Source organism: Sphingomonas kyeonggiensis, from assembly GCF_014196745.1.
In the GTDB taxonomy this organism is placed as follows: Bacteria; Pseudomonadota; Alphaproteobacteria; order Sphingomonadales; family Sphingomonadaceae; genus Sphingomonas; species Sphingomonas kyeonggiensis.
Genome location: NZ_JACIEH010000003.1, coordinates 1,100,230 through 1,120,832 on the forward strand (window position 1 = coordinate 1,100,230; position 20,603 = coordinate 1,120,832).

The following is a 20,603-nucleotide window of genomic DNA, read 5'->3' on the forward strand; positions in this document are numbered from 1 at the left end:
CAATCGGGAGGCAGTGATGCAGCGGTCCTTTGTCGGCCATCATGGAAGGCCCTTCGGCACGGTCGCGGCGCTGTTCTGCCTGTTGCTCACCATCGCACTGATCGTGCTTGGCGACGTGGCGCACGATCTGGCGGGAGCGGCGGACCCGTTTGCGGCGATTGCCCGAGGACGGTTCGAATCCGCGCAATCCTATTGGGGCCTGCTCCTCGCCAGCGAGATCGTCCGCTGCGTGCTGGCCGGCATGATGCTGCTGGCGATGCTCACGCTCGCCGGCCCGATCGGCCCGCGCACGCCGGGGCGCGACTTCGCCTTGCTCGCGGGCGGTGCCGGCGTGCTCTGCCTCGCTGTCGCCGCGCATTTCCGGATCGAGGCGGCCGCGTTGCTCGGGCAGGGACGCATCTCCCCGCGCGTCGATCTCGTCGCGGCGCTGGTGCTGCTCGGCCATGCCGGCGTCGCGCTCTGGGCGACGCTGACGGTGCGCGAGGCGCGTGCCGCCGGCAGCCTGCCCGCATGGGTGCAGCTTGCCGGGCTGGTTTTTGCCGGCCTCGCCTTCACCTCGGGCTTTGTCCGCCCCTTCCTCGAGTTCGCGGGCTTCGCCGCCATCCTCTGGTGGGGCGGTGTATTCCTCACCCTGTATCGCCCGGAAGACCGCATCCGGGGCTGACTCCCATTGCAACCCGGCCGCGTTTCCCCGATCAGGCCGGCAAGCAAGGAGTAAGCCCATGAAGACCCGCGCCGCCGTCGCGTTCGAAGCGAAGAAGCCCCTGGAAATCGTCGAGCTCGACCTCGAAGGCCCCAAGGCCGGCGAAGTGCTGGTCGAGATCATGGCGACCGGCATCTGCCATACCGATGCCTATACGCTCGACGGCTTCGATTCGGAGGGCATCTTCCCCAGCGTGCTCGGCCATGAAGGCGCCGGTATCGTCCGCGAAGTCGGTCCGGGCGTCACCAGCGTGAAGCCGGGCGACCACGTGATCCCGCTCTACACGCCCGAGTGCCGCCAGTGTAAGTCGTGCCTCTCGGGCAAGACCAACCTGTGCACCGCGATCCGCGCCACCCAGGGCAAGGGCCTGATGCCCGACGGCACCACGCGCTTCTCGTACAAGGGCCAGCCGATCTACCACTATATGGGCTGCTCGACCTTCTCGAACTTCACCGTGCTGCCCGAGATCGCCGTGGCGAAGATCCGCGAGGACGCGCCCTTCCAGAGCAGCTGCTATATCGGCTGCGGCGTCACCACCGGCGTCGGCGCGGTGATCAACACCGCCAAGGTCCAGGTCGGCGACAATGTCGTGATCTTCGGCCTGGGCGGCATCGGCCTCAACGTGATCCAGGGCGCCCGCCTGGCCGGCGCCAACAAGATCATCGGCGTCGACATCAACCCCGATCGCGAGGAATGGGGCCGCCGCTTCGGCATGACCGAGTTCCTCAACTCGAAGGGAATGAGCCGTGAGGACGTGGTCGCCGCGATCGTCGCGATGACCGATGGCGGCGCGGACTATACGTTCGACGCGACCGGCAACACCGAAGTGATGCGCATCGCGCTCGAGGCCTGCCACCGCGGCTGGGGCACCAGCATCATCATCGGCGTGGCCGAGGCAGGCAAGGAGATCGCGACGCGTCCCTTCCAGCTCGTCACCGGCCGCAACTGGCGCGGCACCGCGTTCGGCGGCGCCAAGGGCCGCACCGACGTGCCCAAGATCGTTGACATGTACATGGCCGGCAAGATCGAGATCGATCCGATGATCACCCATGTCATGGGCCTGGAAGAGATCAACAAGGGCTTCGACCTGATGCATGCGGGCGAGAGCATCCGTAGCGTGGTGGTCTTCTAAGCAGCGACCTGGCTTCTAATCAGTAACGGGGGGAGGAACGGCCATGTTCAGCCATGTGATGGTGGGAAGCAACGACATCGAGCGGTCCAGGGCGTTCTACGACGCTGTGCTGGGCACGCTCGGGGCAGGCGCGCCGTTCCGCCACGTCAACGCCACCGGCCAGGTTCGGCTGTTCTACCGGCACGACGGCGGCAGCTTCTGCATCAGCGAGCCGATCGACGGCGAGCCCGCGACCTGCGCCAATGGCGCGACGATCGGCTTCAAGTGCGACTCGGCCGAGCAGGCCGCGGCGTTCCACGCGGCCGGCCTCGCGCATGGCGGTACCGCTATCGAGGATCCGCCGGGCGTGCGCGAAGGCGGTTCGCTCGGGTCGCTGTACCTCGCCTATCTGCGCGATCCGGACGGCAACAAGCTCTGCGCCATGTGGCGCGTGCCCGCATGAGCGACGTCGTCAACCTGGCGGCGAAGTTCGCCACCTTCACCGAGCATTGGGCGCCGCGCATCGTCGCGCGGTACAACGACAACGATATCCGGATCGTGAAGGTCGAGGGAGAGTTCGTCTGGCACAGCCATCCGGAGACGGACGACTTCTTCCTCGTCCTCGAAGGCGTGCTCGACATCGAGCTGCGCGACCGCACCGTCACGCTGAACCCCGGCGAGATCTTCGTCGTCCCGCGCGGCGTCGAGCATCGTCCGGTCGCGCGCCACGGCGAAGTGAAGATGATCGTGATCGAGCCGGCAGGCACGCCCAATACCGGCGATACTGCCACCGCCACCCAGGTCGAGGCCCTGTGATCGCACCGGCCTGGATCCTCACCCTCGATTGCGAGGACCGGCCGGGCATCGTCGCGGCGGTGAGCGGATTCCTGGCGGAGCGCGACGGCTTCATCCTCGATAGCCAGCAATATGCGGATCTCGATGCCGGGCGCTTCTTCATGCGCGTCGAGTTCAAGGCGGCGGGCGCCCCGTTCGAGACCGAACAGCTACGCACGGCCTTCGCGCCCGTGGCCGAGCGCTTCGGCCTGCATTGGGCCCTGGCCGAGAGCGGCGCGCGCCCGCGGATTCTGATCGCGGTGTCGAAGGGCTCGCACTGCCTCAACGACCTGCTCCATCGCTGGAAGACCGATCATCTCGGTGTCGAGATCGCCGGGGTGGTCTCGAACCACGAGACGCTGCGCGACCTGACCGAATGGCACGGCCTGCCCTTCATGCTGCTGCCAGAGGGCAAGGACGCGCAGGAAGCGGCCCTGCTCGCCGAGTTCGACCGCGCCGGCGCCGATTACCTGATCCTCGCGCGCTACATGCAGATCCTGTCTTCCGATCTTGCCGACCGGCTGGCGGGGCGCTGCATCAATATCCATCACAGCTTCCTGCCCGGCTTCAAGGGCGCCAGGCCCTATCACCGGGCGCACGAGCGCGGCGTGAAGCTGATCGGCGCCACCGCCCATTTCGTCACCAGCGATCTCGACGAGGGGCCGATCATCGAGCAGGCGGTGGAGCGCGTCGATCACCGCGCTTCGGTCGACGACATGATCCGCATCGGCCGCGACATCGAGGCGCAGGTGCTAGCCCGCGCGGTGCAATGGGTGGGCGCACGCCGCGTCTTCCTCAACGGCAACCGTACCATCGTATTTCGCTGAAATCGTCTTCCGCTGAAAAGGCCGCCCATGGAACAACTCTCCTCGAACCGATCGCATGGCGGCATGCAGGGCGTGTACCGCCACGCCTCGGCGGCCACCGGCACCGACATGACCTTCTCGATCTTCGTGCCGGACCATGCGCCGGGCACGAAGCTGCCGGTGCTCTGGTATCTCTCCGGCCTGACCTGCACCCATGCGAACGTCACCGAGAAGGGCGAGTATCGGCAGGCATGCGCCGAGCATGGCGTCATCCTGGTCGCGCCGGACACCAGCCCGCGCGGTGAAGGCGTGCCCGATGACGAGGCCTATGATTTCGGCCAGGGCGCCGGCTTCTATGTCGACGCGACCGAGGCGCCCTGGGCGACGCACTTCAGCATGCGCTCGTACATCGAGCAGGAGCTGCCCGCGCTGATCGGCGCCGAATTCTCCGCCGACATGGATCGCCAGGGCATCACCGGCCATTCGATGGGCGGCCACGGCGCGCTCACCATCGGGCTGCGCAATCCCGGCCGCTTCCGTTCGGTCTCGGCCTTCTCGCCGATCGTCGCGCCGGGGCAGGTGCCGTGGGGCCAGAAGGCGCTGACCGGCTATCTCGGCGAGGACCGGGCGGCATGGCGCGAGTACGACGCCGTGGCGCTGATCGAGGATGGCGCGCGGGTTCCCGAATTGCTGGTCGATACCGGCACCGCCGACCAGTTCCTCGAGGTCCAGCTCAAGCCCGAGTTGCTCGATGGCGCCTGTAGGAATGCCGGCATCGCGCTCACCCAGCGGCTCCAGCCCGGCTATGACCACAGCTATTATTTCGTCTCGACCTTCCTCGGCGACCATGTCGCCTGGCATGCGGAGCGGCTCAAGGCATGAAGTTCGACGTCCTCATCGTCGGTGCCGGCCATGGCGGCGCCCAGGCTGCGATCGCGCTCAGGCAGAACAAGTTCGAAGGCAGCATCGCGCTGCTCGGCGACGAGCCCGAACTGCCCTATGAGCGCCCGCCGCTCTCCAAGGAATATCTGTCGGGCGAAAAGGCGTTCGAGCGGCTGCTGATCCGCAACGCGGCCTTCTGGGAAGAGCGGCAGGTGGCGATGCTATCCGGCCGCACCGTCACCGCGGTCGATCCCGTCGCGCACCATGTCACCGCCGATGGCGAGACGATCGGCTATGGCCGGCTGATCTGGGCGACCGGCGGCAAACCGCGCCGCCTGTCCTGCGACGGACATGACCTTGCCGGCATCCATACCGTGCGCACCCGTGCCGATGTCGACCAGATGGTGGCCGAGCTGGATGGCGTCACCTACGTTGCCGTGGTCGGCGGCGGCTATATCGGGCTGGAGGCGGCGGCGGTGCTGGCCAAGCTCGGCAAGCAGGTGACCGTGCTGGAGGCGCAGGACCGCGTCCTCGCCCGCGTCGCCGGCGAGGCCCTGTCACGCTTCTTCGAGGCCGAGCACCGTGCCCACGGCGTGGATGTCCGGCTGGGCGTGCAGGTCGAGGCGATCGAGGGCGAAGCCAGCGTCACCGGCGTGCGTCTGGCGGGTGGCGAGGTCATCCCCGCCGACATGGCGATCGTCGGAATCGGCATCGTCCCCGCGGTCGAGCCGCTGCTCGCTGCCGGTGCAGCGGGCGGCAATGGTGTGCTGGTCGACGACCAGTCGCGCACCAGCCTCCCCGATATCTTCGCGATCGGCGACTGCGCGCTCCATGTGAACCGCTATGCGGCGGACAGTGCGATCCGTCTCGAGTCGGTCCAGAACGCCAACGACCAGGCGACCGTCGCCGCCAAGACGATCTGCGGGGTCGAGGCGGGCTACGACGCCGTGCCCTGGTTCTGGTCGAACCAGTACGACCTCAAGCTCCAGACCGTCGGCATCTCGGCGGGGCATCACGATGTGGTGGTGCGCGGCGATACCGCGACGCGCAGCTTCTCGCTGATCTACCTCCGCGCCGGCCGGGTGATCGCGCTCGACTGCGTCAATGCGGTCAAGGACTATGTCCAGGGCCGCAAGCTGGTGGTGGAGGGGCTCGTCCTCGATCCCGTCGCGCTGGCCGACACTTCGGTGCCACTCAAGGAACTCGTCGCCAGCTAGTCCTGACAATATGTCAGGTCTTATTGACAACGCCATTCGACTCGCTATGTAAGGTGTACCTGACAGATAGTCAGGACATGGGGACAGCAACAGGATGCGAAATCGCCTGAAAGTGCTGCGCGCCGAACGCGACTGGAGCCAGGCGGAGCTTGGCGGTCGGCTCGGCGTGTCGCGCCAGGCGGTGAACGCGATCGAGACGGGCAAGCACGATCCTTCGTTGCCGCTTGCCTTCAAGGTCGCGCGCCTGTTCGCCATGCCCATCGAGGAGATATTTTTCGATGACGAGTCGGGAGACCGGGGCGATTGATCGTCCGGGCGAGCGCGCCGAGGAAACGCGCCGCAATCGGTTCTGGGGGATCATGGCCGGCTTCCTGCTGCTCGGTGGCGTGGCGGGCGCGACTCTGGTCGTGATGGAGCGCCATAGCGGAACGCTGCCCGGTGCGCTGGCGATCGGACTGGTCGTGCTCCTCACCCTCAGCGTGCTCGGCGGTGCCTGGTGGTTCCTGCGGGTCATCGACGAGGTCGAGCGGGAGGCCAATTACATCGCCAGTACGATCGCGCTCAATTTCTACCTGATCCTCTACGCCGACTGGTATTTTCTCTGGAAGGGCGGCCTGGTGTCCCAGCCCGATCACGAAGCCCTCTTCCTTTCGACCATGATCGTCATGGCCGTTGCTTATTTCTGGAAGAAGATCCGGCCCTGAAGGCCGCGCAATGTGGAGTGCATTCACGATGTTGCTGAAGAAGAAACTGCTCAACGCCGTCGCCGGTCTGGCCGTGGCGCTCGCGCTGCCCGCGACCGCTTATGCCCAGGCGGCCCCCGCGCAGCCTGCTGCTGCCGCCGCAACCAAGGACGCCGATCCGGCACTCTGGGTGGTCAAGGATGCCGACACCACCATCTATCTGTTCGGCACCGTCCATGTCCTCAAGCCGGGCCTGAGCTGGTTCGACGAGGCCGTGAAGGCCGCGTTCGACAAGAGCGACACGGTCGCGCTCGAGATGGTCATGCCCGATCCCGCGACGATGCAGGGCGTGATCATGAAGGCCGCCATGGCGCCGCAGACCGATCCGGCGTTGACCACCAAGCTGCCCGAAGCCTCGCGCCCGGCCTATGCCGCGGCGCTCACCAGCGTCGGCATGCCGGCCTCCGCGCTCGACCGCTTCGAGCCCTGGTTCGCCGCCATGACGCTCGCCATGGCTCCGCTGCCGAAGCTCGGCTACGATCCCAACAGCGGCGCCGAGATGACGATCACCGCCGCCGCCAAGGCCGCCAACAAGCAGCTCATCGGCCTCGAGACCTTCGAGCAGCAGATCGGCTTCTTCGACACGATGCCCGAGGACCTGCAGGTCAAGTATCTCGCCAGCACGGTGAAGGAGTTCAACAATGTCGGCCCGCTGCTCGACAAGATGGTCGCGCAGTGGAGCGCCGGGGATCCCGACGCGCTGGGCAAGACGATGAACGAGGAAATGCGCAAGACGCCGGAAGTCGGCAAGATCCTGCTCAGCGATCGCAACGCCCGCTGGGCGGACTGGATCAGCGCGCGCATGGCCAAGCCGGGCACCGTGTTCATCGCGGTCGGCGCGGGCCATCTCGCGGGCAATGACAGCGTCCAGGCCTATCTGGCCAAGCACAATCTGAAGGCCGAGCGCATCCAATATTGATGTGACCGGTTGAGCCGGGCAGGGAGCGTTTGCCCCCTTCCTGCCCGGAGATACTGATGGCCAAGCCTCGTCCCCTTCTCGGTCTGCTCGCCGGTGTTGCCGCCGGCCTCGTCGCCTCGGCGGCGATGGCGGCCGTCCAGGCCCAGGCGAAGAAGCTGCTGCCCGACGAGGGCGGGGACGAGGATCCGGCGACGGTGAAGGCCGCCGACAAGGCGAGCGAGGCGATCCTCGACGCGCCGGTGCCGGACGAATATCGCGAGCAGGCGGGCCAGGCTGTCCATTATATCACCGGCGCGGTGCTGGGCGGCATCTACGGCGTGATCACCGAATACAAGCCCGAGGCGAGCGCCGGTTTCGGCGGCGCCTATGGCATCGCCACCAGCGCCCTGCTCGATGAGGTCGCGGTGCCCGCAGCGGGCCTGGCGCCGGCACCGGACCAGACGCCGCTCGCCGAGCACGCCTATGGCGCGGCCTCGCACCTGGTCTACGGCATCGTCCTCGAAGGCGTACGCTGGCTGATCGCCGGGCGGCGCTGAAGAGACCGCAAGGCAGGCATCTTCTTTCCCCGGCGAAGGCCGGGGCCCAGACTAAGCGTGCGCGCGAAGACGCGCCAAGGCGCTTGACGTTCAAGGACTGGACCCCGGCCTTCGCCGGGGAAATGGATCGGGATGACCCCGCCAAAGCCTAGAACAACAGCCGCTGCGTCTGCGCGTCCGGGCCGACCGGAGCTCCGCCGCGACGCCGTGCGAATTCGGTCTGCGCGGTGAAGCGGATGTCCTCGTCGCGGTCGTTCATGAAGGCGGCGAGCGAATCGTCGTCGATTTCGCTCCATTCCTTGCCGCGGTCGGGGCCGTAGCGGACGCGCGGCAGCAGGCCGGGCGACTTCGACCATTCGATCAGCTGCGCCACGCTCGCCTCGTTGAGCATGTCGCGCAGATGATGCGCAGTCACATAGGCATCGGGGAAGGCGCGGTGCGCGGGCAGGCCGCGCTCATGCTCCAGCCCCACCGGATTGCGGAAATAGCGCAGGAACTGGTTCGAGAAGCCGCCGCTGTCCGGCCAGAGCCGCAGCGCGCATTTCCAGGTGCAGATCCAGTCGGCGCCGCGGGTGAGGGCGGGGGTGCAATATTGCTCCTCGAAGCTCGCCCGGTGGGCCGCCAGCGCGACGCGGCGCGGCCAGGGATCGAGGATCGGCCGCGCGACGTCGTGCCACCAGGGCGCGTCGGCGACGTCCTCGTCGCGGATATGGTGGATCGCCATGGTCAGCGGTGGGATCGGCCGGCCGGGATTGACCATCCGGTTGCCGCCCTCTCCGTATAGCTCCCAGCGCCCGTCCTTGCCGAGTGCGACGTCCTGCCAGCCGATCTCGCACACGGCATGAGCCGGCGGCTTGTCGCCGGTGGTCTCGAGATCGATGACACGGATGATGGGCGGGTGGGATGACGCCATGAGGGCGCATTTGGGGGCTGAGGCGCGGAAATGCGAGTCTTATCTCCCTAACTCCCGCTTCCTTTGGGAGCGGGAAAGGGCCCGCGAGGCGAAGCCGAGTGGGAAGGGTGAGGGTAGCCTTGCCTCTCGACCCTCACCCTTCCGCCGACTGCGTCGGCTCGCTCCCTCTCCCAATGGGAGAGGGAATTAGTTCAATGCCCCACGGTCTCCCCGCGTACGAGGCCGCTCTTGGCGAGCTGGTCGTCGATCTGGGCGAGCAGACGGTCGAGGCCGGCCTGGTCCTTCGCCTCGGCGCGGGCGACCAGCACGTCCTGGGTGTTCGAGGCGCGCAGCAGCCACCAGCCATCGGCGGTGTTCACGCGTGCGCCGTCGGTGCGGTTGACGTCGGCGCCCTCGGCCTCGAGGCGATCCAGGACCTCGTCCACCACCGCGAACTTGCGGCTCTCGTCCACCTGGAAGCGCATCTCGGGCGTGTTGACCAGCTTGGGCATCGCGTCCTTGAGCTCGGTCAGCGACTTGCCGATCACATGCACCGCCTGGATCAGCCGGATCGCAGCATATTGCGCGTCGTCGAAGCCGTAATAGTCCTGGGCGAAGAAGATGTGGCCGCTCATCTCGCCGGCGAGCGGCGCATGGGTTTCCTTCATCTTGGTCTTCACCAGGCTGTGCCCGGTCTTCCACATCAGCGGCTTGCCGCCGAGCTCCGCGACTCGGTCGAACAGCATCTGCGACGCCTTCACATCGGCGATGATCGTCGCGCCGGGCTCCACGCGAAGAACAGGTTCAGCCAGAATGGACAGAAGCTGATCGCCCCAGATCACACGGCCTTGCCCGTCGATCGCACCCAGGCGGTCGCCATCGCCGTCGAAAGCCAGTCCGAAATCGAGCTGCTTCTCCGCGACGAGCTTCTTCAGATCGGCGAGGTTCTTCTCCTCGGTGGGATCGGGATGATGATTGGGGAAATTGCCGTCCACATCGGTGAACAACGTGTGATGCTCACCCGGGAGCAGCTTCACCAGCTTCTCGATCACCGGGCCGGCGGCGCCATTGCCCGTATCCCATCCAACGCGATAGGCGCCGCCGGCAAATCCCGCGAACAGCCGGCTGACGTACAGGTCCTCGACATCGGCCTCCGTCACCGTCTCGGTGCCATCGCCTTCGTCCCAATCGCCTTCCGCCGCCATCTTGCCGAGCAGCTGGATCTTCTCGCCGAAGAAGCTGGCGTGCTGAAACACCATCTTGAAGCCGTTGTAATGGCCGGGATTGTGGCTGCCGGTTATCTGGATGCCGCCATCCACCTCCAGCGTGGCCTCGGCATAATATAGCATCGGCGTCGGGCCCATGCCGGTGCGCACCACCGAGCAGCCCGAAGCGGTCAGGCCCTCGATCAGCGCCGCTTCGAGGGCAGGGGAGGACAGGCGGCCGTCGCGGCCGACCGCAACGCGGGTGCCGCCGGCGCGGCGCAGCAGGGTGGCGAAGCCGCGGCCGATCGCGCGCGCGTCATCGGGGCCAAGGGTCTCCCCCACGATCCCGCGAATGTCGTACTCGCGCAGCGAAGTGGGGTCGAAACGATGCGTCATGGTGCCTCCCGGGGAAATCCTGCCCGCCCAAATCGCGAACAGGGGGAAAGTTCAATTGCGCGACCGCAGCAGCGTATCGCGCGCCGCGTTTATCCGGCGCGTCAGCTCGGCGGAACCGCCCTTGTCGGGGTGAACCGCCGAAACGAGCCGCCGGTGCGCCGCACGGATCGCATCCGCATCGGCTTCGCCCGAAACCCCCAGGATCGCGCGGGCCTCGTCCTCGGGCATGCGCGGTGCGGACGAGCGCGGCTTCAGTACGAGCTGGTACAAGGCATAGAGGATCGCCGCGGCGACAAGGAGCTTGAAGACCATCAGGCGAACAGCGGCATGGTGACTTCGGGCAGCGCCAGCCCGGCCATCATCTCGCGCAGCTCCTGCCGCGCGGCGACGTGCGCCAGGCCCATCTCGCCGAACTCGCGGCTGTCGAGCATGGTGAGGCCCTGGGGGAACAGCTCGCGATAGATCACGCGCTCGGACAGGCCGGAGATCACCCGGAAGCCGACGCGCTTGGAAAGCTGGTCGATCGCCTCGGACACGCGCTTCATGTTGCGCGCCTCGATGTGCTGCATGCGGTTCCTGAGGACGACCCAGTCGATCGTCTCGCCGTCCGCCTTGGCGCGGCGCTTGCGCGATTCCCAGATCAGCTCGGAATAGAAGCTGGGGCGGACGACCTTGAACGTGTCGGGGTCCACCTGGCCGATCAGGTCGAAATCGACGAAGCTGTCGTTCATCGGCGTGACCAGCGTATCGGCATTGGTCACCGCGATCCGCGCGAACTTGTCGTCGCGGCCCGGCGTGTCGATCACCAGGAAGTCGGCATTCTCGCCCAGCTTGTCGAGCGCCTCGGAGAAATAGGACATGCTCTCGCCGTCATGCGTGTCATAGACCGGCATCGGCAGGGGCTTGCCCATCCGCTTGGCGGTCGCCGCGCGGTTGTCCAGATAGCGGCCCATGGTCCGCTGGCGGTGGTCCAGATCGAAGCACGCGACGCGCGCGCCCTTCGACGCCAGCGCGATCGCCGTATGAACGGCGGTGGTGGACTTTCCGGTGCCGCCCTTCTCGTTCGCGAACACCAGAACGTGCAGCCGCTTCGACCCGTCGCTCAAAGTTCCAACATCCTTTATTGATCGAACCGCCTCCCCCCCATAGAAGGCCGCGCTTCCGTCTTATCGAAAGTGTTAACGCGTGCAAACAGTCCGTCAGCTCGAAGACCTTCGCGAGGCGACCGCCGCCTGGCGCCAGGCAGGCGAGCGCATCGCCCTCGTTCCGACCATGGGCGCATTGCATGACGGGCACATGGCGTTGGTCGAAGCGGCCAAGCGCGCTGCGAACCGCGTCGTCGTCTCGATCTTCGTCAATCCGAAGCAGTTCGGCGCGAACGAGGACCTGGCGAAATACCCGCGCAAGGAAGCCGCGGATTCGCGCATGCTCACTGGCGCCGGCGTCGACCTGCTGTGGATGCCGCCGGTCGAGGTGGTCTATCCCGAAGGCTTCGCGACCAATATCTCGGTCTCGGGCGTGAGCGCGCTGCTCGAAGGCGCGCACCGCCCCGGCCATTTCGACGGCGTCGCCACCGTGGTCTCCAAGCTGTTCAACCAGGTCCAGCCCGACATCGCCCTGTTCGGCGAGAAGGACTGGCAGCAGCTCGCCGTGATCCGCCGCATGACGACGGACCTCAATTTGGCCGTAGAGATCCAGTCGGTGCTCACCCAGCGTGAGGATGACGGCTTGGCGCTCTCGTCGCGCAACGCCTATCTGATGCCGGAAGAGCGCGCCAAGGCCGTGGCGCTGCCGCGCGCGCTCGGCGCCGCGGCCAAGGCGATCACCGATGGCGGCGATGTCGAGGCGGCGCTGGCCCAGGCGCGCGAGACGCTCGCCGCCGCCGGCTTCGAGACCGACTATGTCGCGCTGGCCGATGCCGAGACCCTGGAGCCCGCCACCGCCTATGCGCCCGGCAAGCTCCGTCTGCTCGCTGCGGCCCGGCTCGGCGCCACCCGGCTGATCGACAATATCGCGGTACCCTGAAGAAGTACGGACCTGAACAAATACAGTTAACGCTGTTAACCATTTGTTTCGGATTTAGCTGCCAAACCCCAAGCCACCACAAGAGGGTGTGGTGAACAGGGGTTAAGCGACATGGGCAGCAGCCTTAAGAGTGCGCGTTTCCTCGTCGAGAGCCGGCTGCGTGACGCGGCCCGCGGCGACGCCAACGCGTGTTACGATCTGGGTATGGTCTATTCGAGCGGTGCGGACGGCATCGGCGTCGATCTGATCGAAGCGCACAAGTGGTTCAACATCGCGGCCGTCTCGGGCGACTCGCGTGCGCAGGAATGCCGCGCCGAAATCGCCGAGGACATGACCGCGCGCGAGATCATCGAAGCGCAGAAGGCCGCACGTGCCTGGCTCCGCGGCTTCGAGGTACGCGCGGCGTAAAGGCCTGATCCATTCCTCCCCCGGAGGGGGAGGGGGACCATGCGCAGCATGGTGGAGGGGTATTCTCCACCAGTAATCCGCTTCAGATTCAAAGGGCGTCGCTTGTCGCGACTACCCTTCCACCGTCCTTCGGGCGGTCCCCCTCCCCCTCCGGGGGAGGAGTGTATGCGTCAGTCCTCGGCCGCAGCCTTCTTCGCGGGGGCCTTCTTCGCCGCCGGCTTCTTCGCAGCGGCCTTTTTCGGCGCCGCCGCCTTCTTCGGTGCGGCCTTCTTCTTGCCCTTGCCCTTGGCCGGACCCGCCGCCGCGCGGGCGTCGATCAGCTGGGCGGCTTCCTCGAGCGTCAGTTGGTCCTTGTCGATCGACTTGGGCAGCGTGGCGTTGGTCTCGCCATCGGTCACGTACGCGCCGTAGCGACCGTCCATCAGCTTGATCTCGGCCTCGGTGCGCGGATGCTTGCCGAGAACCTTGAGCGGCTCACGGCTCGCTCCCCGGGCCGGACGGCCCGAATTCGCCGCCGCCTCGGCCAGCTTCACCACCGCGGCGTTCATGCCGGTCTCGAACACTTCCATCGTGCCCTGCAGGCGGGCGTATTTCCCATCATGCGCGAGGTACGGCCCATAGCGGCCGATCGAGGCGGTGATCGGGTTGCCCGTTTCCGGATGGTCGCCGATCACGCGCGGCAGCTTCAGGAGCTTCAGCGCCAGCTCCAGGTCGAGCTCGACGTCCTTGGGGATCGAGGCGCGCGCCGCTTCCTTGCCTTCGCCAAGCTGGATGTACGGGCCGAACCGGCCCGACTTGCGCTCGACGTTCAGGCCCGTGTCCGGATCCTGGCCGAGCACTTCCGGTCCGCTGTCCGCGCCGTCCTCACCGCCCGGCTGGGCGAAGCGACGGGTGAACTTGCACTCCGGATAGTTGGAGCAGGCGATGAACGCGCCGAACTTGCCGCCGCGCAGCGCCAGCCGGCCATTGCCGCAGTTCGGGCACAGCCGCGGATCGCTGCCGTCCGCCTTTTCGGGGAACAGATAGGGCGCGAGGAACTCGTCGAGCGCCGCGGTGATGTCCGACGGCTTCTGCTCCATCACATCGGCCGTGCGCGGCTTGAAGTCCTTCCAGAACGCCTCGAGCACGGCCTGCCACTGGGCGCGGCCGCCCGACACGTCGTCCAGTTCCTCCTCCAGCTCGGCGGTGAAGTCGTAATTGACGTATTTCTGGAAGAAGCGCTCCAGGAACGCGGTCAGCAGCCGTCCGCTCTCTTCGGCGAAGAAGCGGTTCTTCTCGAGGCGGACATAGGCGCGGTCCTTGAGCACCTGGATGACCGAGGCATAAGTCGAAGGCCGGCCGATGCCGAGTTCTTCCATCCGCTTGACCAGCGACGCTTCGCTGAAGCGGGGCGGGGGCTGGGTGAAGTGCTGCTCGGCGTTGACCGCCTTCTTGGCCGGCGTCGCGCCTTCGCTCATCCGTGGCAGGCGGCGCGAATCCTCATCACCCTCGTCGTCGCGGCCTTCCTCGTAGAGCGCGAGATAGCCGGGGAAGATCACCACCTGGCCGGTGGCGCGCAGCCCGTGCTGGCTGGTCGCGTCTTCCAGATCGATCGTGGTGCGCTCCAGCCGGGCCGAGGCCATCTGGCTCGCCAGCGCGCGTTTCCAGATCAGATCGTACAGCCTGGCGTGATCGCCCGAGCCCGCACGGTCCTTGGAGAAATCGGTCGGGCGGATCGCCTCGTGGGCTTCCTGGGCATTCTTCGCCTTGGCGGTGTAGATGCGCGGCTTGTCGGGCACATAGCTACCGTCATAGCGGGTCGCGACGGCCTTGCGGGCGTCCTGGATCGCGCTCGGGTCCATCTGGACGCCGTCGGTACGCATATAGGTGATCGCGCCGTCCTCGTAGAGGCCCTGTGCGATCCGCATGGTGTGGCTGGCCGAGAAGCCGAGCTTGCGCGCGGCCTCCTGCTGCAGCGTCGAGGTGGTGAAGGGCGCGGCGGGGTTGCGCATCGCCGGCTTGGTCTCGACTGAGACCACGGTGAAACGGCCTTCCTCGACGGCCTTCTTCGCCGCCTCGGCGGTCTTGCCGTCGCCGATCGAAAGCCGGTCGAGCTTGTCGCCCTTGAACTTGACCAGCCGAGCCTGGAACGGCGTGCCGTCCTGCTCCATGTCGGCGGTGACCGACCAATATTCCTGCGGCTTGAACCCCTCGATCTCGCGCTCGCGATCGACGATGATGCGCAGCGCGACCGACTGGACACGGCCGGCCGACTTGGCGCCGGGCAGCTTGCGCCACAGCACCGGCGACAGGGTGAAGCCGACGAGATAATCGAGCGCGCGGCGTGCCCGGTACGCGTCGATCAGGTCGGTATCCAGCTCGCGCGGATGCGCCATCGCGGTCAGGATCGCCGGCTTGGTGATCGCGTTGAAGGTGACGCGCTCCACTTCCTTGGGCAGCGCCTTCTTGTTCTTCAGCACTTCCTGCACGTGCCAGGAAATCGCCTCGCCCTCGCGATCAGGGTCGGTCGCGAGGATCAGTCGGTCGGCCTTCTTCGCCTCGTCGGCAATTGCCTTCAGCTGCTTCGACTTGTCGGCATAGGTCTCCCATTCCATCGCGAACCCCTCGTCGGGATCAACGGAGCCGTCGCGCGCCGGCAGGTCGCGGACATGGCCGTAGGAGGCCAGGACCCGGTAGTCCTTGCCGAGATATTTCTCGATGGTCTTCGCCTTGGCCGGCGATTCTACGATGACGAGCTGCATGGGGGGTAAGCGTTCCTCACGTGTACGCGTGTAAGGTGGGGAGGGGTGGCGGCGGGCGTCAAGCGGGTTGATCTGGAACTTGGTAACGCTTCGCGGGTATCACCGAGCCAGGCCGAGGGGGAGTGGAATATTGCCCGAGGAGACGTTGCCCGAAGAGACGACGCTGCCGCCGCGCCGCCGGCGCCGCTGGCCATGGGTCCTCGGGGCGGTGCTCGCCCTGCTCGCGGCGGGTGCCGGCGTAGGCTTCTTCTGGCTGCGCGCCCATCTCGACACCAGGGCGGAGGCGCCGCCCCGCGCCAGCGACGCGATCGAAGTGCCGCGCCAGGTTTCCGCGATCGACGTGCCGCTCGACGTGCCGGTTTCCGTCCTGCTCCGCACGATCGAGAAATCGGTGCCGCGCACGCTCTGGTCGATCGACCAGCACATCGACAAATGCGTGCCGGCCCAGCGGGTGAAGCTGTTCAAGGCGAAGCTCAAGGTCAGCCCCGATCTCGGTTGCGACGTGATCGGCACGGTCACGCGCTCGGGCATCCGGCTGCGCGGCGTGGGGGACGAGATCGTCGCCGACATGCCGATCCGCGCGACGATCGCCGCACGCCATGTCGGCGGCTTCCTCAAGGGCAAGACCGCGACCGGGTCGGCCATGGTCCATGCCCGTATCCGCCTGTCGGTGAGCGACAATTGGCAGCCGCGCGCCACCATCCGCCTCGCCTATGACTGGACCGCGCCGCCGGGGATCGACTTCCTCGGAAAGCGGATCACCTTCACCGACAAGGCCGACGAGAAGCTCCGCCCGATCGTCCGCGACCTCGAGCGCACCTTGCCGCGCGAGATCGCCCGGGTCGATATCCGCAGCCGCGTCGCCGAAGCCTGGCGGCAGAGCTTCACCGTGCTCCAGCTCAACGAGGAGAATCCGCCGGTCTGGATGCGGATCACCCCGGAGAAGCTGAGCTATGGCGGCTACCGCCTGACCGGCAACCGGCTGCGCCTCAACCTCGGCCTGGCCGCGCTCACCGAGACGTTCGTCGGGCCCAAGCCTGCGGATCCCAAGCCCGTGGCGCTGCCGTCGCTCGGCCATGATGCCAAGGGAGCGAAGCTGCAATTCTTCATCCCCGTCATCGCCGACTATGCCCAGCTCGAGCCGGTGCTGCAGCGCGCGCTGGACAAGCGTTCGAAACGCCCCTTCGAGCTGCCCAAGATCGGACCTGTAACGGCGCGTTTCAGCGGCGTGGTCCTGTACGGCACCACCAAAGGCCGCATCGCCGTCGGCCTGACGATCGCCGTCCGCCCGCAGAGCGGCGGGGCCGAGACGCACGGCCGGGTCTGGCTCACCGCGGTACCGGTCAACGCCCCCGGCTCGCAGCGCGTCCATTTCGAGAATCTCTCCGTCTCGGGCGAGACCGACCGGATGGCCGGCGACCTGGTCGTGCTGCTCGCCCAGAGCCCCGGGGTGGCCGAGACGCTGGCGGAATCGCTCACCCAGAACTTCACCCATGACTTCGACAAGCTCCTCGGCAAGGTCCGCCGCGCGATCGTCCGCAAGCGCGCCGGCGACTTCCTGATCCGCGCCGACCTCGCCGAGGCCCGCACCGGCACGCTCAAGGCCAGCGGGCAGGGACTGTACCTGCCCGTCTGGGCCGAGGGGACGGCAAGGGTGGAGTATGTCGGCCGCTAGGCCGGCATCTTCGCCCGCACCGCGTCGATGTCCGCCGCGCTATGCCGCTCGGGCACGCGCTGGTCCTCGGGCCCCGAGCCGCGATTGACCAGCCGCCCGCGCTGCACCGCCTCGCGCTCGCCGACTTCGGCGGCCCAGCGGTTGAAATGTTCGTACTCGCCGATGTTGAGGAACTCGGCCGCGCCGGCATAGGCATCGCCGCGCGCCACGCCGCCATACCAGGGCCAGATCGCGATGTCGGCGATCGTGTACTCGTCACCCACCATGAACTTGCTCTTGGCCAGATGCGTGTCGAGCACGTGGAGCTGGCGCTTCACTTCCATCGCATAGCGGTTGATCGCGTACTCGATCTTGAACGGCGCATAGGCGAAGAAATGACCGAAGCCGCCGCCCAGGAACGGCGCCGAGCCCATCTGCCACATCAGCCAGCTCATCGTCTGCGCGCGCTTCGCCGGATCGGTCGGCAGGAACGCACCGAACTTCTCGGCGAGATAGACCAGGATCGCACCGCTCTCGAACACGGTGATGTTGGGCGAGACCGAATGGTCGACCATCGCCGGGATCTTCGAGTTCGGGTTGATCTCGACAAAGCCGCTGCCGAACTGGTCGCCCTCGCCGATGTTGATCTTCCAGGCGTCATATTCGGCGCCCGCATGGCCGGCGGCGAGCAGCTCCTCGAGCAGGATCGTCACCTTCTGTCCGTTGGGCGTGCCGAGCGAATAGAGCTGGATCGGGTGCTCGCCGACCGGCAGCACCTTGTCGTGCGTCGCGCCCGAGACCGGCCGGTTGATATTGGCGAACTGCCCGCCGCTCGGCTGCTCCCAGGTCCACACCTTGGGCGGGACATAGCCGGCAGGCTGGTTGTTGGCGGGATCGGATGCGTCGGCCATGTCGATAGTCTCCCTGGGGATTGTGGCCGGCATGTAGGAACGCTCCCGTAACTTGCTAGGGGTCCGCATTTGAACCGCGATCGGGACGGGCCGGCCTACGACGAACGTGCAGGTCCATGCGATGAAAGGGCAAGGGATCGCCGCCGCGGATCGCATCTCCCGCCCGATCGTCAGGCGAAGATTTCCTCGAGCCGGGGCTCCGCTTCCCTGGCCGAAAAGGAATAGATCGCCATTGCGAGGAACCAGGCGAGCACGTTCGAGCCGAAACCGATCAGGTCGCTGACGAGCGTCGGGATCAGCGGCATCGTCCCGTAGTCGGGCACATAGAAGTAATCGAGCGCGACCGAGCCGAGCAGGCCAGTGCCGACGACCAGCAGCGCGACGCAGATCGGCACGGCCTTGCCCCGGGTCCGCTCCCAGCTCGCCGTCAGCGCGTCGCCCATCTTCGCGCCCTCGGCGATCACGATCGGGACCGCGATCGACCAGCGGGCCAGCAGATAGAGTCCGGGCAGCACGAACACGAGGAAGCCGAGCATGATGGCCAGCCCGGTGACGATGCTCAGCAGCACAAAGCTGCTCGCACGACCGGGCACATTCTCCGCCTGCATCAGGCCGGCCTGCCGGGCCAGGCGGCTGGTCACCATGAACTGGGCGAAGATCCCGATGATTCCGCTGACAAAGCCAAACCGGCCGTCGCCGTCCGTGGCGACGCTCAGCAGCGTGCTCGGCAGCACCAGGGCCAGCCAGGCCACCAGCGCGACGCCAGGCGCGTGCCGGACCATCTCGGCGGTCCGTTTCAGCAGCATGCGCGTATCGAAATCTTCCACCCCGTCCCCCTATCCCGACAGGCTCACTCGCCCGCCTGCATGCCGTTCCAGCCTTCCGGCCAGCTCCAGCTCGAGCAGTACGGTCTGCACCACTGCGGGCGCGAGTCCCGACTGCCGGATCAACTCGTCCGCGCTCACCGGCACCGGCCCGAGCAGCCCGGCGACCGCCCGGCGATCGGCATCGCTGGCGTCCTCCGGCGGCGGACCTTGCCAGCCGCTGCACGGCGCCCGCACTGCACGCGGGTCGATCGGGCGGACCATCTCGAGGATGTCGTCCACCCCCTGCACCAGGGTCGCGCCTTCGCGGATCAGCAGGTTGCAGCCCTGCGCGCGCGGATCGAGCGGCGACCCCGGCACCGCCATCACGTCGCGCCCCGCCTCCCCCGCGATCCGCGCGGTGATCAGCGATCCCGAGCGCGGTGCCGCCTCCACCACCACCGTGCCGAGCGCCAGCCCGGCGATGATCCGGTTGCGCGAGGGGAAGAAGCGGGCGAGCGGCTCGGTGCCCGGCGGCTGCTCGGCGAGCAGTAGGCCCTCGCGGGCGACGCGCTCCTGCAGCTCGGCATTCTCGGGCGGGAAGGCGATGTCGATGCCGCTGGCGATCACACCCACCGTGCCGCCGCCCAGCGATCCGACATGCGCCGCCGTGTCGATCCCGCGCGCCAGGCCCGAGACCACCGTCACGCCTGCCTCGGCCAGGCCAAGCCCGATCTGCCGGGCGAAGCGGCAGGCCGCGGCCGAGGCGTTGCGCGCGCCGACGATCGCCACCGCCGGCCGGTCGAGCAGCTCCAGTCGCCCGCGCAGGACCAGCGCCGGCGGAGCACTGTCCAGCTCGGCGAGCAGCGGCGGATAGTCCTCATCCTCCAGGAACAGATAGCGCGCGCCCAGCCGCTCGACCGTGGCGATCTCACGCCGCACGGCCCCCAGATCGGCGATCACCGGCGCCCGCCCGCCGCCGCGTTCGGCGAGCATCGGCAGCGCGTCGAGCGCCGCCTCGGCGGTGCCGAAGCGGGCGATCAACTGGCGATAGGTTACGGGGCCGATATTGGCGGAGCGCAGCAGCCTTAGCCGTGCCTCGCGCCTGTCAGGCACTTTTCTTGCTGCCGCTCTTACTGCCGCCGATGCGCGGTTCGGTGCCGTTGAGCAGCCGGTCGATATTGGCGCGGTGCTTCCACAGCACGATCATCGTCAGCGCGAGCAGCATCAGCACCAGGTCGATCCGCCCGAAGAACGCGGCGCTCACCGGTGCGCTGATCGCCGCGCTCATGCCGGCCAGCGAGGAGATGCGCAGGATCGCGAGCAGGCCGAGCCAGACGACCGCGAAGACGATGCCCGAGGGCCAGTGGAGCGCGAGCACCACGCCCATCATCGTCGCCACGCCCTTGCCGCCGTTGAACTTGAGCCACACCGGATAGCAATGGCCGATGAACGCGGCCAGGCCGCCCAGCACGCCGCCGCCGGGCAGGATCGCGCCAGCGATCAGCACCGCCGCCGCGCCCTTGGCCAGGTCGAGCAGCAGCGTCGCCGCCGCCAGCCCCTTGCGGCCGGTGCGCAGCACGTTGGTCGCGCCGATATTGCCCGAGCCGATCTGGCGCAGGTCGCCGGCACCGCCGAAGCGGGTCAGCAGCAGCCCGAAGGGGATCGAGCCCAGCAGATAGCCGAGCAGCAAGACCCCCGCGGGAACCAGCCATGGAATGTCGTTCGTCAAAGGATCCCCCTGCGCGCCGGTCAACATAGTGGCTTGCTGCGGGTGCGCAATGTGGATGGGGTACCAATCGCTCCGACTTGGGCGA

23 protein-coding genes are annotated in these 20,603 nt (G+C 67.4%); 14 read left to right on the forward strand and 9 right to left on the reverse strand.

Annotated elements, in window-relative coordinates:
• Positions 1-16: 16 nt before the first annotated feature.
• The 11 genes from GGR46_RS20390 (at position 17) to GGR46_RS20440 (ending at position 7,751) form a co-directional block, all read left to right on the forward strand.
• On the forward strand, positions 17-664 hold the full coding sequence (locus tag GGR46_RS20390; protein ID WP_183999825.1) for a hypothetical protein: 648 nt from the start codon (positions 17-19) through the stop codon (positions 662-664).
• Positions 665-722: 58 nt separating this feature from the next.
• Positions 723-1,835 (forward strand): S-(hydroxymethyl)glutathione dehydrogenase/class III alcohol dehydrogenase, encoded by a 1,113-nt coding sequence (locus tag GGR46_RS20395; RefSeq protein WP_183999826.1) that lies wholly within the window; start codon positions 723-725, stop codon positions 1,833-1,835.
• Positions 1,836-1,878: 43 nt separating this feature from the next.
• Positions 1,879-2,277, forward strand: coding sequence for a VOC family protein (locus tag GGR46_RS20400; RefSeq protein WP_183999827.1), 399 nt, complete (start codon positions 1,879-1,881; stop codon positions 2,275-2,277).
• The gene (locus GGR46_RS25560) at positions 2,274-2,630 is read left to right on the forward strand and encodes a cupin domain-containing protein (protein WP_183999828.1); all 357 of its coding nucleotides are present in this window, start codon (positions 2,274-2,276) and stop codon (positions 2,628-2,630) included. The genes GGR46_RS20400 and GGR46_RS25560 overlap by 4 nt, the downstream gene beginning before the upstream one ends.
• Positions 2,631-2,644: 14 nt before the next feature.
• A complete protein-coding gene (gene purU / locus GGR46_RS25565; protein ID WP_184000120.1) occupies positions 2,645-3,475 on the forward strand; it encodes a formyltetrahydrofolate deformylase in 831 nt (276 codons plus the stop codon).
• Positions 3,476-3,502: 27 nt separating this feature from the next.
• Positions 3,503-4,336, forward strand: coding sequence for an S-formylglutathione hydrolase (gene fghA / locus GGR46_RS20415; protein ID WP_183999829.1), 834 nt, complete (start codon positions 3,503-3,505; stop codon positions 4,334-4,336).
• Complete coding sequence (locus GGR46_RS20420; RefSeq protein WP_183999830.1) at positions 4,333-5,553, forward strand: NAD(P)/FAD-dependent oxidoreductase; 1,221 nt, start codon at positions 4,333-4,335, stop codon at positions 5,551-5,553. The genes fghA and GGR46_RS20420 overlap by 4 nt, the downstream gene beginning before the upstream one ends.
• Positions 5,554-5,647: 94 nt before the next feature.
• Positions 5,648-5,860: a helix-turn-helix transcriptional regulator gene (locus GGR46_RS20425; RefSeq protein WP_183999831.1), complete on the forward strand. Its 213-nt coding sequence runs from the start codon at positions 5,648-5,650 to the stop codon at positions 5,858-5,860.
• Positions 5,832-6,257: a hypothetical protein gene (locus tag GGR46_RS20430; protein WP_183999832.1), complete on the forward strand. Its 426-nt coding sequence runs from the start codon at positions 5,832-5,834 to the stop codon at positions 6,255-6,257. Before GGR46_RS20425 ends, GGR46_RS20430 begins: the two co-directional genes overlap by 29 nt.
• A gap of 10 nt (positions 6,258-6,267) precedes the next feature.
• Positions 6,268-7,215 (forward strand): TraB/GumN family protein, encoded by a 948-nt coding sequence (locus GGR46_RS20435; protein WP_246426225.1) that lies wholly within the window; start codon positions 6,268-6,270, stop codon positions 7,213-7,215.
• A gap of 56 nt (positions 7,216-7,271) precedes the next feature.
• Positions 7,272-7,751 (forward strand): DUF1440 domain-containing protein, encoded by a 480-nt coding sequence (locus tag GGR46_RS20440; RefSeq protein ID WP_246426226.1) that lies wholly within the window; start codon positions 7,272-7,274, stop codon positions 7,749-7,751.
• A 148-nt stretch (positions 7,752-7,899) separates the two neighbouring features.
• Here GGR46_RS20440 and GGR46_RS20445 read toward each other — a convergent pair whose 3' ends face one another.
• The 4 genes from GGR46_RS20445 to GGR46_RS20460 all read right to left on the reverse strand — a co-directional run bounded on the left by GGR46_RS20445 (position 7,900) and on the right by GGR46_RS20460 (position 11,350).
• Positions 7,900-8,664, reverse strand: a complete 765-nt coding sequence (locus tag GGR46_RS20445) for an exonuclease domain-containing protein (protein WP_183999833.1) — start codon at positions 8,662-8,664, stop codon at positions 7,900-7,902.
• Between the two features lie 191 nt (positions 8,665-8,855).
• Positions 8,856-10,244, reverse strand: coding sequence for a phosphoglucomutase/phosphomannomutase PgmG (gene pgmG, locus GGR46_RS20450; RefSeq protein WP_183999834.1), 1,389 nt, complete (start codon positions 10,242-10,244; stop codon positions 8,856-8,858).
• A gap of 51 nt (positions 10,245-10,295) precedes the next feature.
• The gene (locus GGR46_RS20455; protein ID WP_183999835.1) at positions 10,296-10,556 is read right to left on the reverse strand and encodes a J domain-containing protein; all 261 of its coding nucleotides are present in this window, start codon (positions 10,554-10,556) and stop codon (positions 10,296-10,298) included.
• Complete coding sequence (locus GGR46_RS20460) at positions 10,556-11,350, reverse strand: division plane positioning ATPase MipZ (RefSeq protein ID WP_183999836.1); 795 nt, start codon at positions 11,348-11,350, stop codon at positions 10,556-10,558. Before GGR46_RS20460 ends, GGR46_RS20455 begins: the two co-directional genes overlap by 1 nt.
• A gap of 79 nt (positions 11,351-11,429) precedes the next feature.
• Between GGR46_RS20460 and panC the strand changes: the two genes are divergently transcribed.
• Both panC and GGR46_RS20470 read left to right on the forward strand, forming a co-directional pair.
• Positions 11,430-12,269 (forward strand): pantoate--beta-alanine ligase, encoded by an 840-nt coding sequence (panC, locus tag GGR46_RS20465; RefSeq protein ID WP_183999837.1) that lies wholly within the window; start codon positions 11,430-11,432, stop codon positions 12,267-12,269.
• Positions 12,270-12,380: 111 nt separating this feature from the next.
• Positions 12,381-12,677, forward strand: coding sequence for an SEL1-like repeat protein (locus tag GGR46_RS20470; RefSeq protein ID WP_183999838.1), 297 nt, complete (start codon positions 12,381-12,383; stop codon positions 12,675-12,677).
• A 170-nt stretch (positions 12,678-12,847) separates the two neighbouring features.
• On the opposite strand, the gene topA is transcribed toward GGR46_RS20470, so the two are convergent.
• Positions 12,848-15,418: a type I DNA topoisomerase gene (gene topA, locus GGR46_RS20475; protein WP_183999839.1), complete on the reverse strand. Its 2,571-nt coding sequence runs from the start codon at positions 15,416-15,418 to the stop codon at positions 12,848-12,850.
• A 130-nt stretch (positions 15,419-15,548) separates the two neighbouring features.
• Here topA and GGR46_RS20480 point away from each other — a divergent pair, with 130 nt between their 5' ends.
• A complete protein-coding gene (locus tag GGR46_RS20480) occupies positions 15,549-17,093 on the forward strand; it encodes a DUF4403 family protein (RefSeq protein ID WP_246426227.1) in 1,545 nt (514 codons plus the stop codon).
• Here GGR46_RS20480 and yghU read toward each other — a convergent pair.
• The 4 genes from yghU to plsY all read right to left on the reverse strand — a co-directional run bounded on the left by yghU (position 17,090) and on the right by plsY (position 20,545).
• Positions 17,090-17,983 carry a glutathione-dependent disulfide-bond oxidoreductase gene (gene yghU / locus GGR46_RS20485; RefSeq protein WP_183999840.1) on the reverse strand — a complete coding sequence of 298 codons (894 nt, stop codon included), beginning with the start codon at positions 17,981-17,983 and terminating at the stop codon, positions 17,090-17,092. The genes GGR46_RS20480 and yghU overlap by 4 nt on opposite strands.
• Before the next feature lie 170 nt (positions 17,984-18,153).
• Positions 18,154-18,789: a glycerophosphoryl diester phosphodiesterase membrane domain-containing protein gene (locus GGR46_RS20490; protein ID WP_183999841.1), complete on the reverse strand. Its 636-nt coding sequence runs from the start codon at positions 18,787-18,789 to the stop codon at positions 18,154-18,156.
• 30 nt (positions 18,790-18,819) lie between these two features.
• Positions 18,820-19,902 (reverse strand): DNA-processing protein DprA, encoded by a 1,083-nt coding sequence (dprA, locus tag GGR46_RS20495; protein WP_183999842.1) that lies wholly within the window; start codon positions 19,900-19,902, stop codon positions 18,820-18,822.
• Positions 19,895-20,545 carry a glycerol-3-phosphate 1-O-acyltransferase PlsY gene (plsY, locus tag GGR46_RS20500; protein WP_183999843.1) on the reverse strand — a complete coding sequence of 217 codons (651 nt, stop codon included), beginning with the start codon at positions 20,543-20,545 and terminating at the stop codon, positions 19,895-19,897. Before plsY ends, dprA begins: the two co-directional genes overlap by 8 nt.
• Positions 20,546-20,603: the final 58 nt, after the last annotated feature.

Bases quoted from the DNA above. Each gene is read 5' to 3' on its own strand.
- GGR46_RS20390 (WP_183999825.1), top strand. From the start codon at position 17: ATGCAGCGGTCCTTTGTCGGCCATCATGGAAGGCCCTTCGGCACGGTC.
- GGR46_RS20395 (WP_183999826.1), top strand. From the start codon at position 723: ATGAAGACCCGCGCCGCCGTCGCGTTCGAAGCGAAGAAGCCCCTGGAA.
- GGR46_RS20400 (WP_183999827.1), top strand. From the start codon at position 1,879: ATGTTCAGCCATGTGATGGTGGGAAGCAACGACATCGAGCGGTCCAGG.
- GGR46_RS25560 (WP_183999828.1), top strand. From the start codon at position 2,274: ATGAGCGACGTCGTCAACCTGGCGGCGAAGTTCGCCACCTTCACCGAG.
- fghA (WP_183999829.1), top strand. From the start codon at position 3,503: ATGGAACAACTCTCCTCGAACCGATCGCATGGCGGCATGCAGGGCGTG.
- GGR46_RS20420 (WP_183999830.1), top strand. From the start codon at position 4,333: ATGAAGTTCGACGTCCTCATCGTCGGTGCCGGCCATGGCGGCGCCCAG.
- GGR46_RS20425 (WP_183999831.1), top strand. From the start codon at position 5,648: ATGCGAAATCGCCTGAAAGTGCTGCGCGCCGAACGCGACTGGAGCCAG.
- GGR46_RS20430 (WP_183999832.1), top strand. From the start codon at position 5,832: ATGACGAGTCGGGAGACCGGGGCGATTGATCGTCCGGGCGAGCGCGCC.
- GGR46_RS20435 (WP_246426225.1), top strand. From the start codon at position 6,268: ATGTGGAGTGCATTCACGATGTTGCTGAAGAAGAAACTGCTCAACGCC.
- GGR46_RS20440 (WP_246426226.1), top strand. From the start codon at position 7,272: ATGGCCAAGCCTCGTCCCCTTCTCGGTCTGCTCGCCGGTGTTGCCGCC.
- GGR46_RS20445 (WP_183999833.1), bottom strand. From the start codon at position 8,664: ATGGCGTCATCCCACCCGCCCATCATCCGTGTCATCGATCTCGAGACC.
- pgmG (WP_183999834.1), bottom strand. From the start codon at position 10,244: ATGACGCATCGTTTCGACCCCACTTCGCTGCGCGAGTACGACATTCGC.
- GGR46_RS20455 (WP_183999835.1), bottom strand. From the start codon at position 10,556: ATGGTCTTCAAGCTCCTTGTCGCCGCGGCGATCCTCTATGCCTTGTAC.
- GGR46_RS20470 (WP_183999838.1), top strand. From the start codon at position 12,381: ATGGGCAGCAGCCTTAAGAGTGCGCGTTTCCTCGTCGAGAGCCGGCTG.
- topA (WP_183999839.1), bottom strand. From the start codon at position 15,418: ATGCAGCTCGTCATCGTAGAATCGCCGGCCAAGGCGAAGACCATCGAG.
- yghU (WP_183999840.1), bottom strand. From the start codon at position 17,983: ATGGCCGACGCATCCGATCCCGCCAACAACCAGCCTGCCGGCTATGTC.
- GGR46_RS20490 (WP_183999841.1), bottom strand. From the start codon at position 18,789: ATGCTGCTGAAACGGACCGCCGAGATGGTCCGGCACGCGCCTGGCGTC.
- plsY (WP_183999843.1), bottom strand. From the start codon at position 20,545: ATGTTGACCGGCGCGCAGGGGGATCCTTTGACGAACGACATTCCATGG.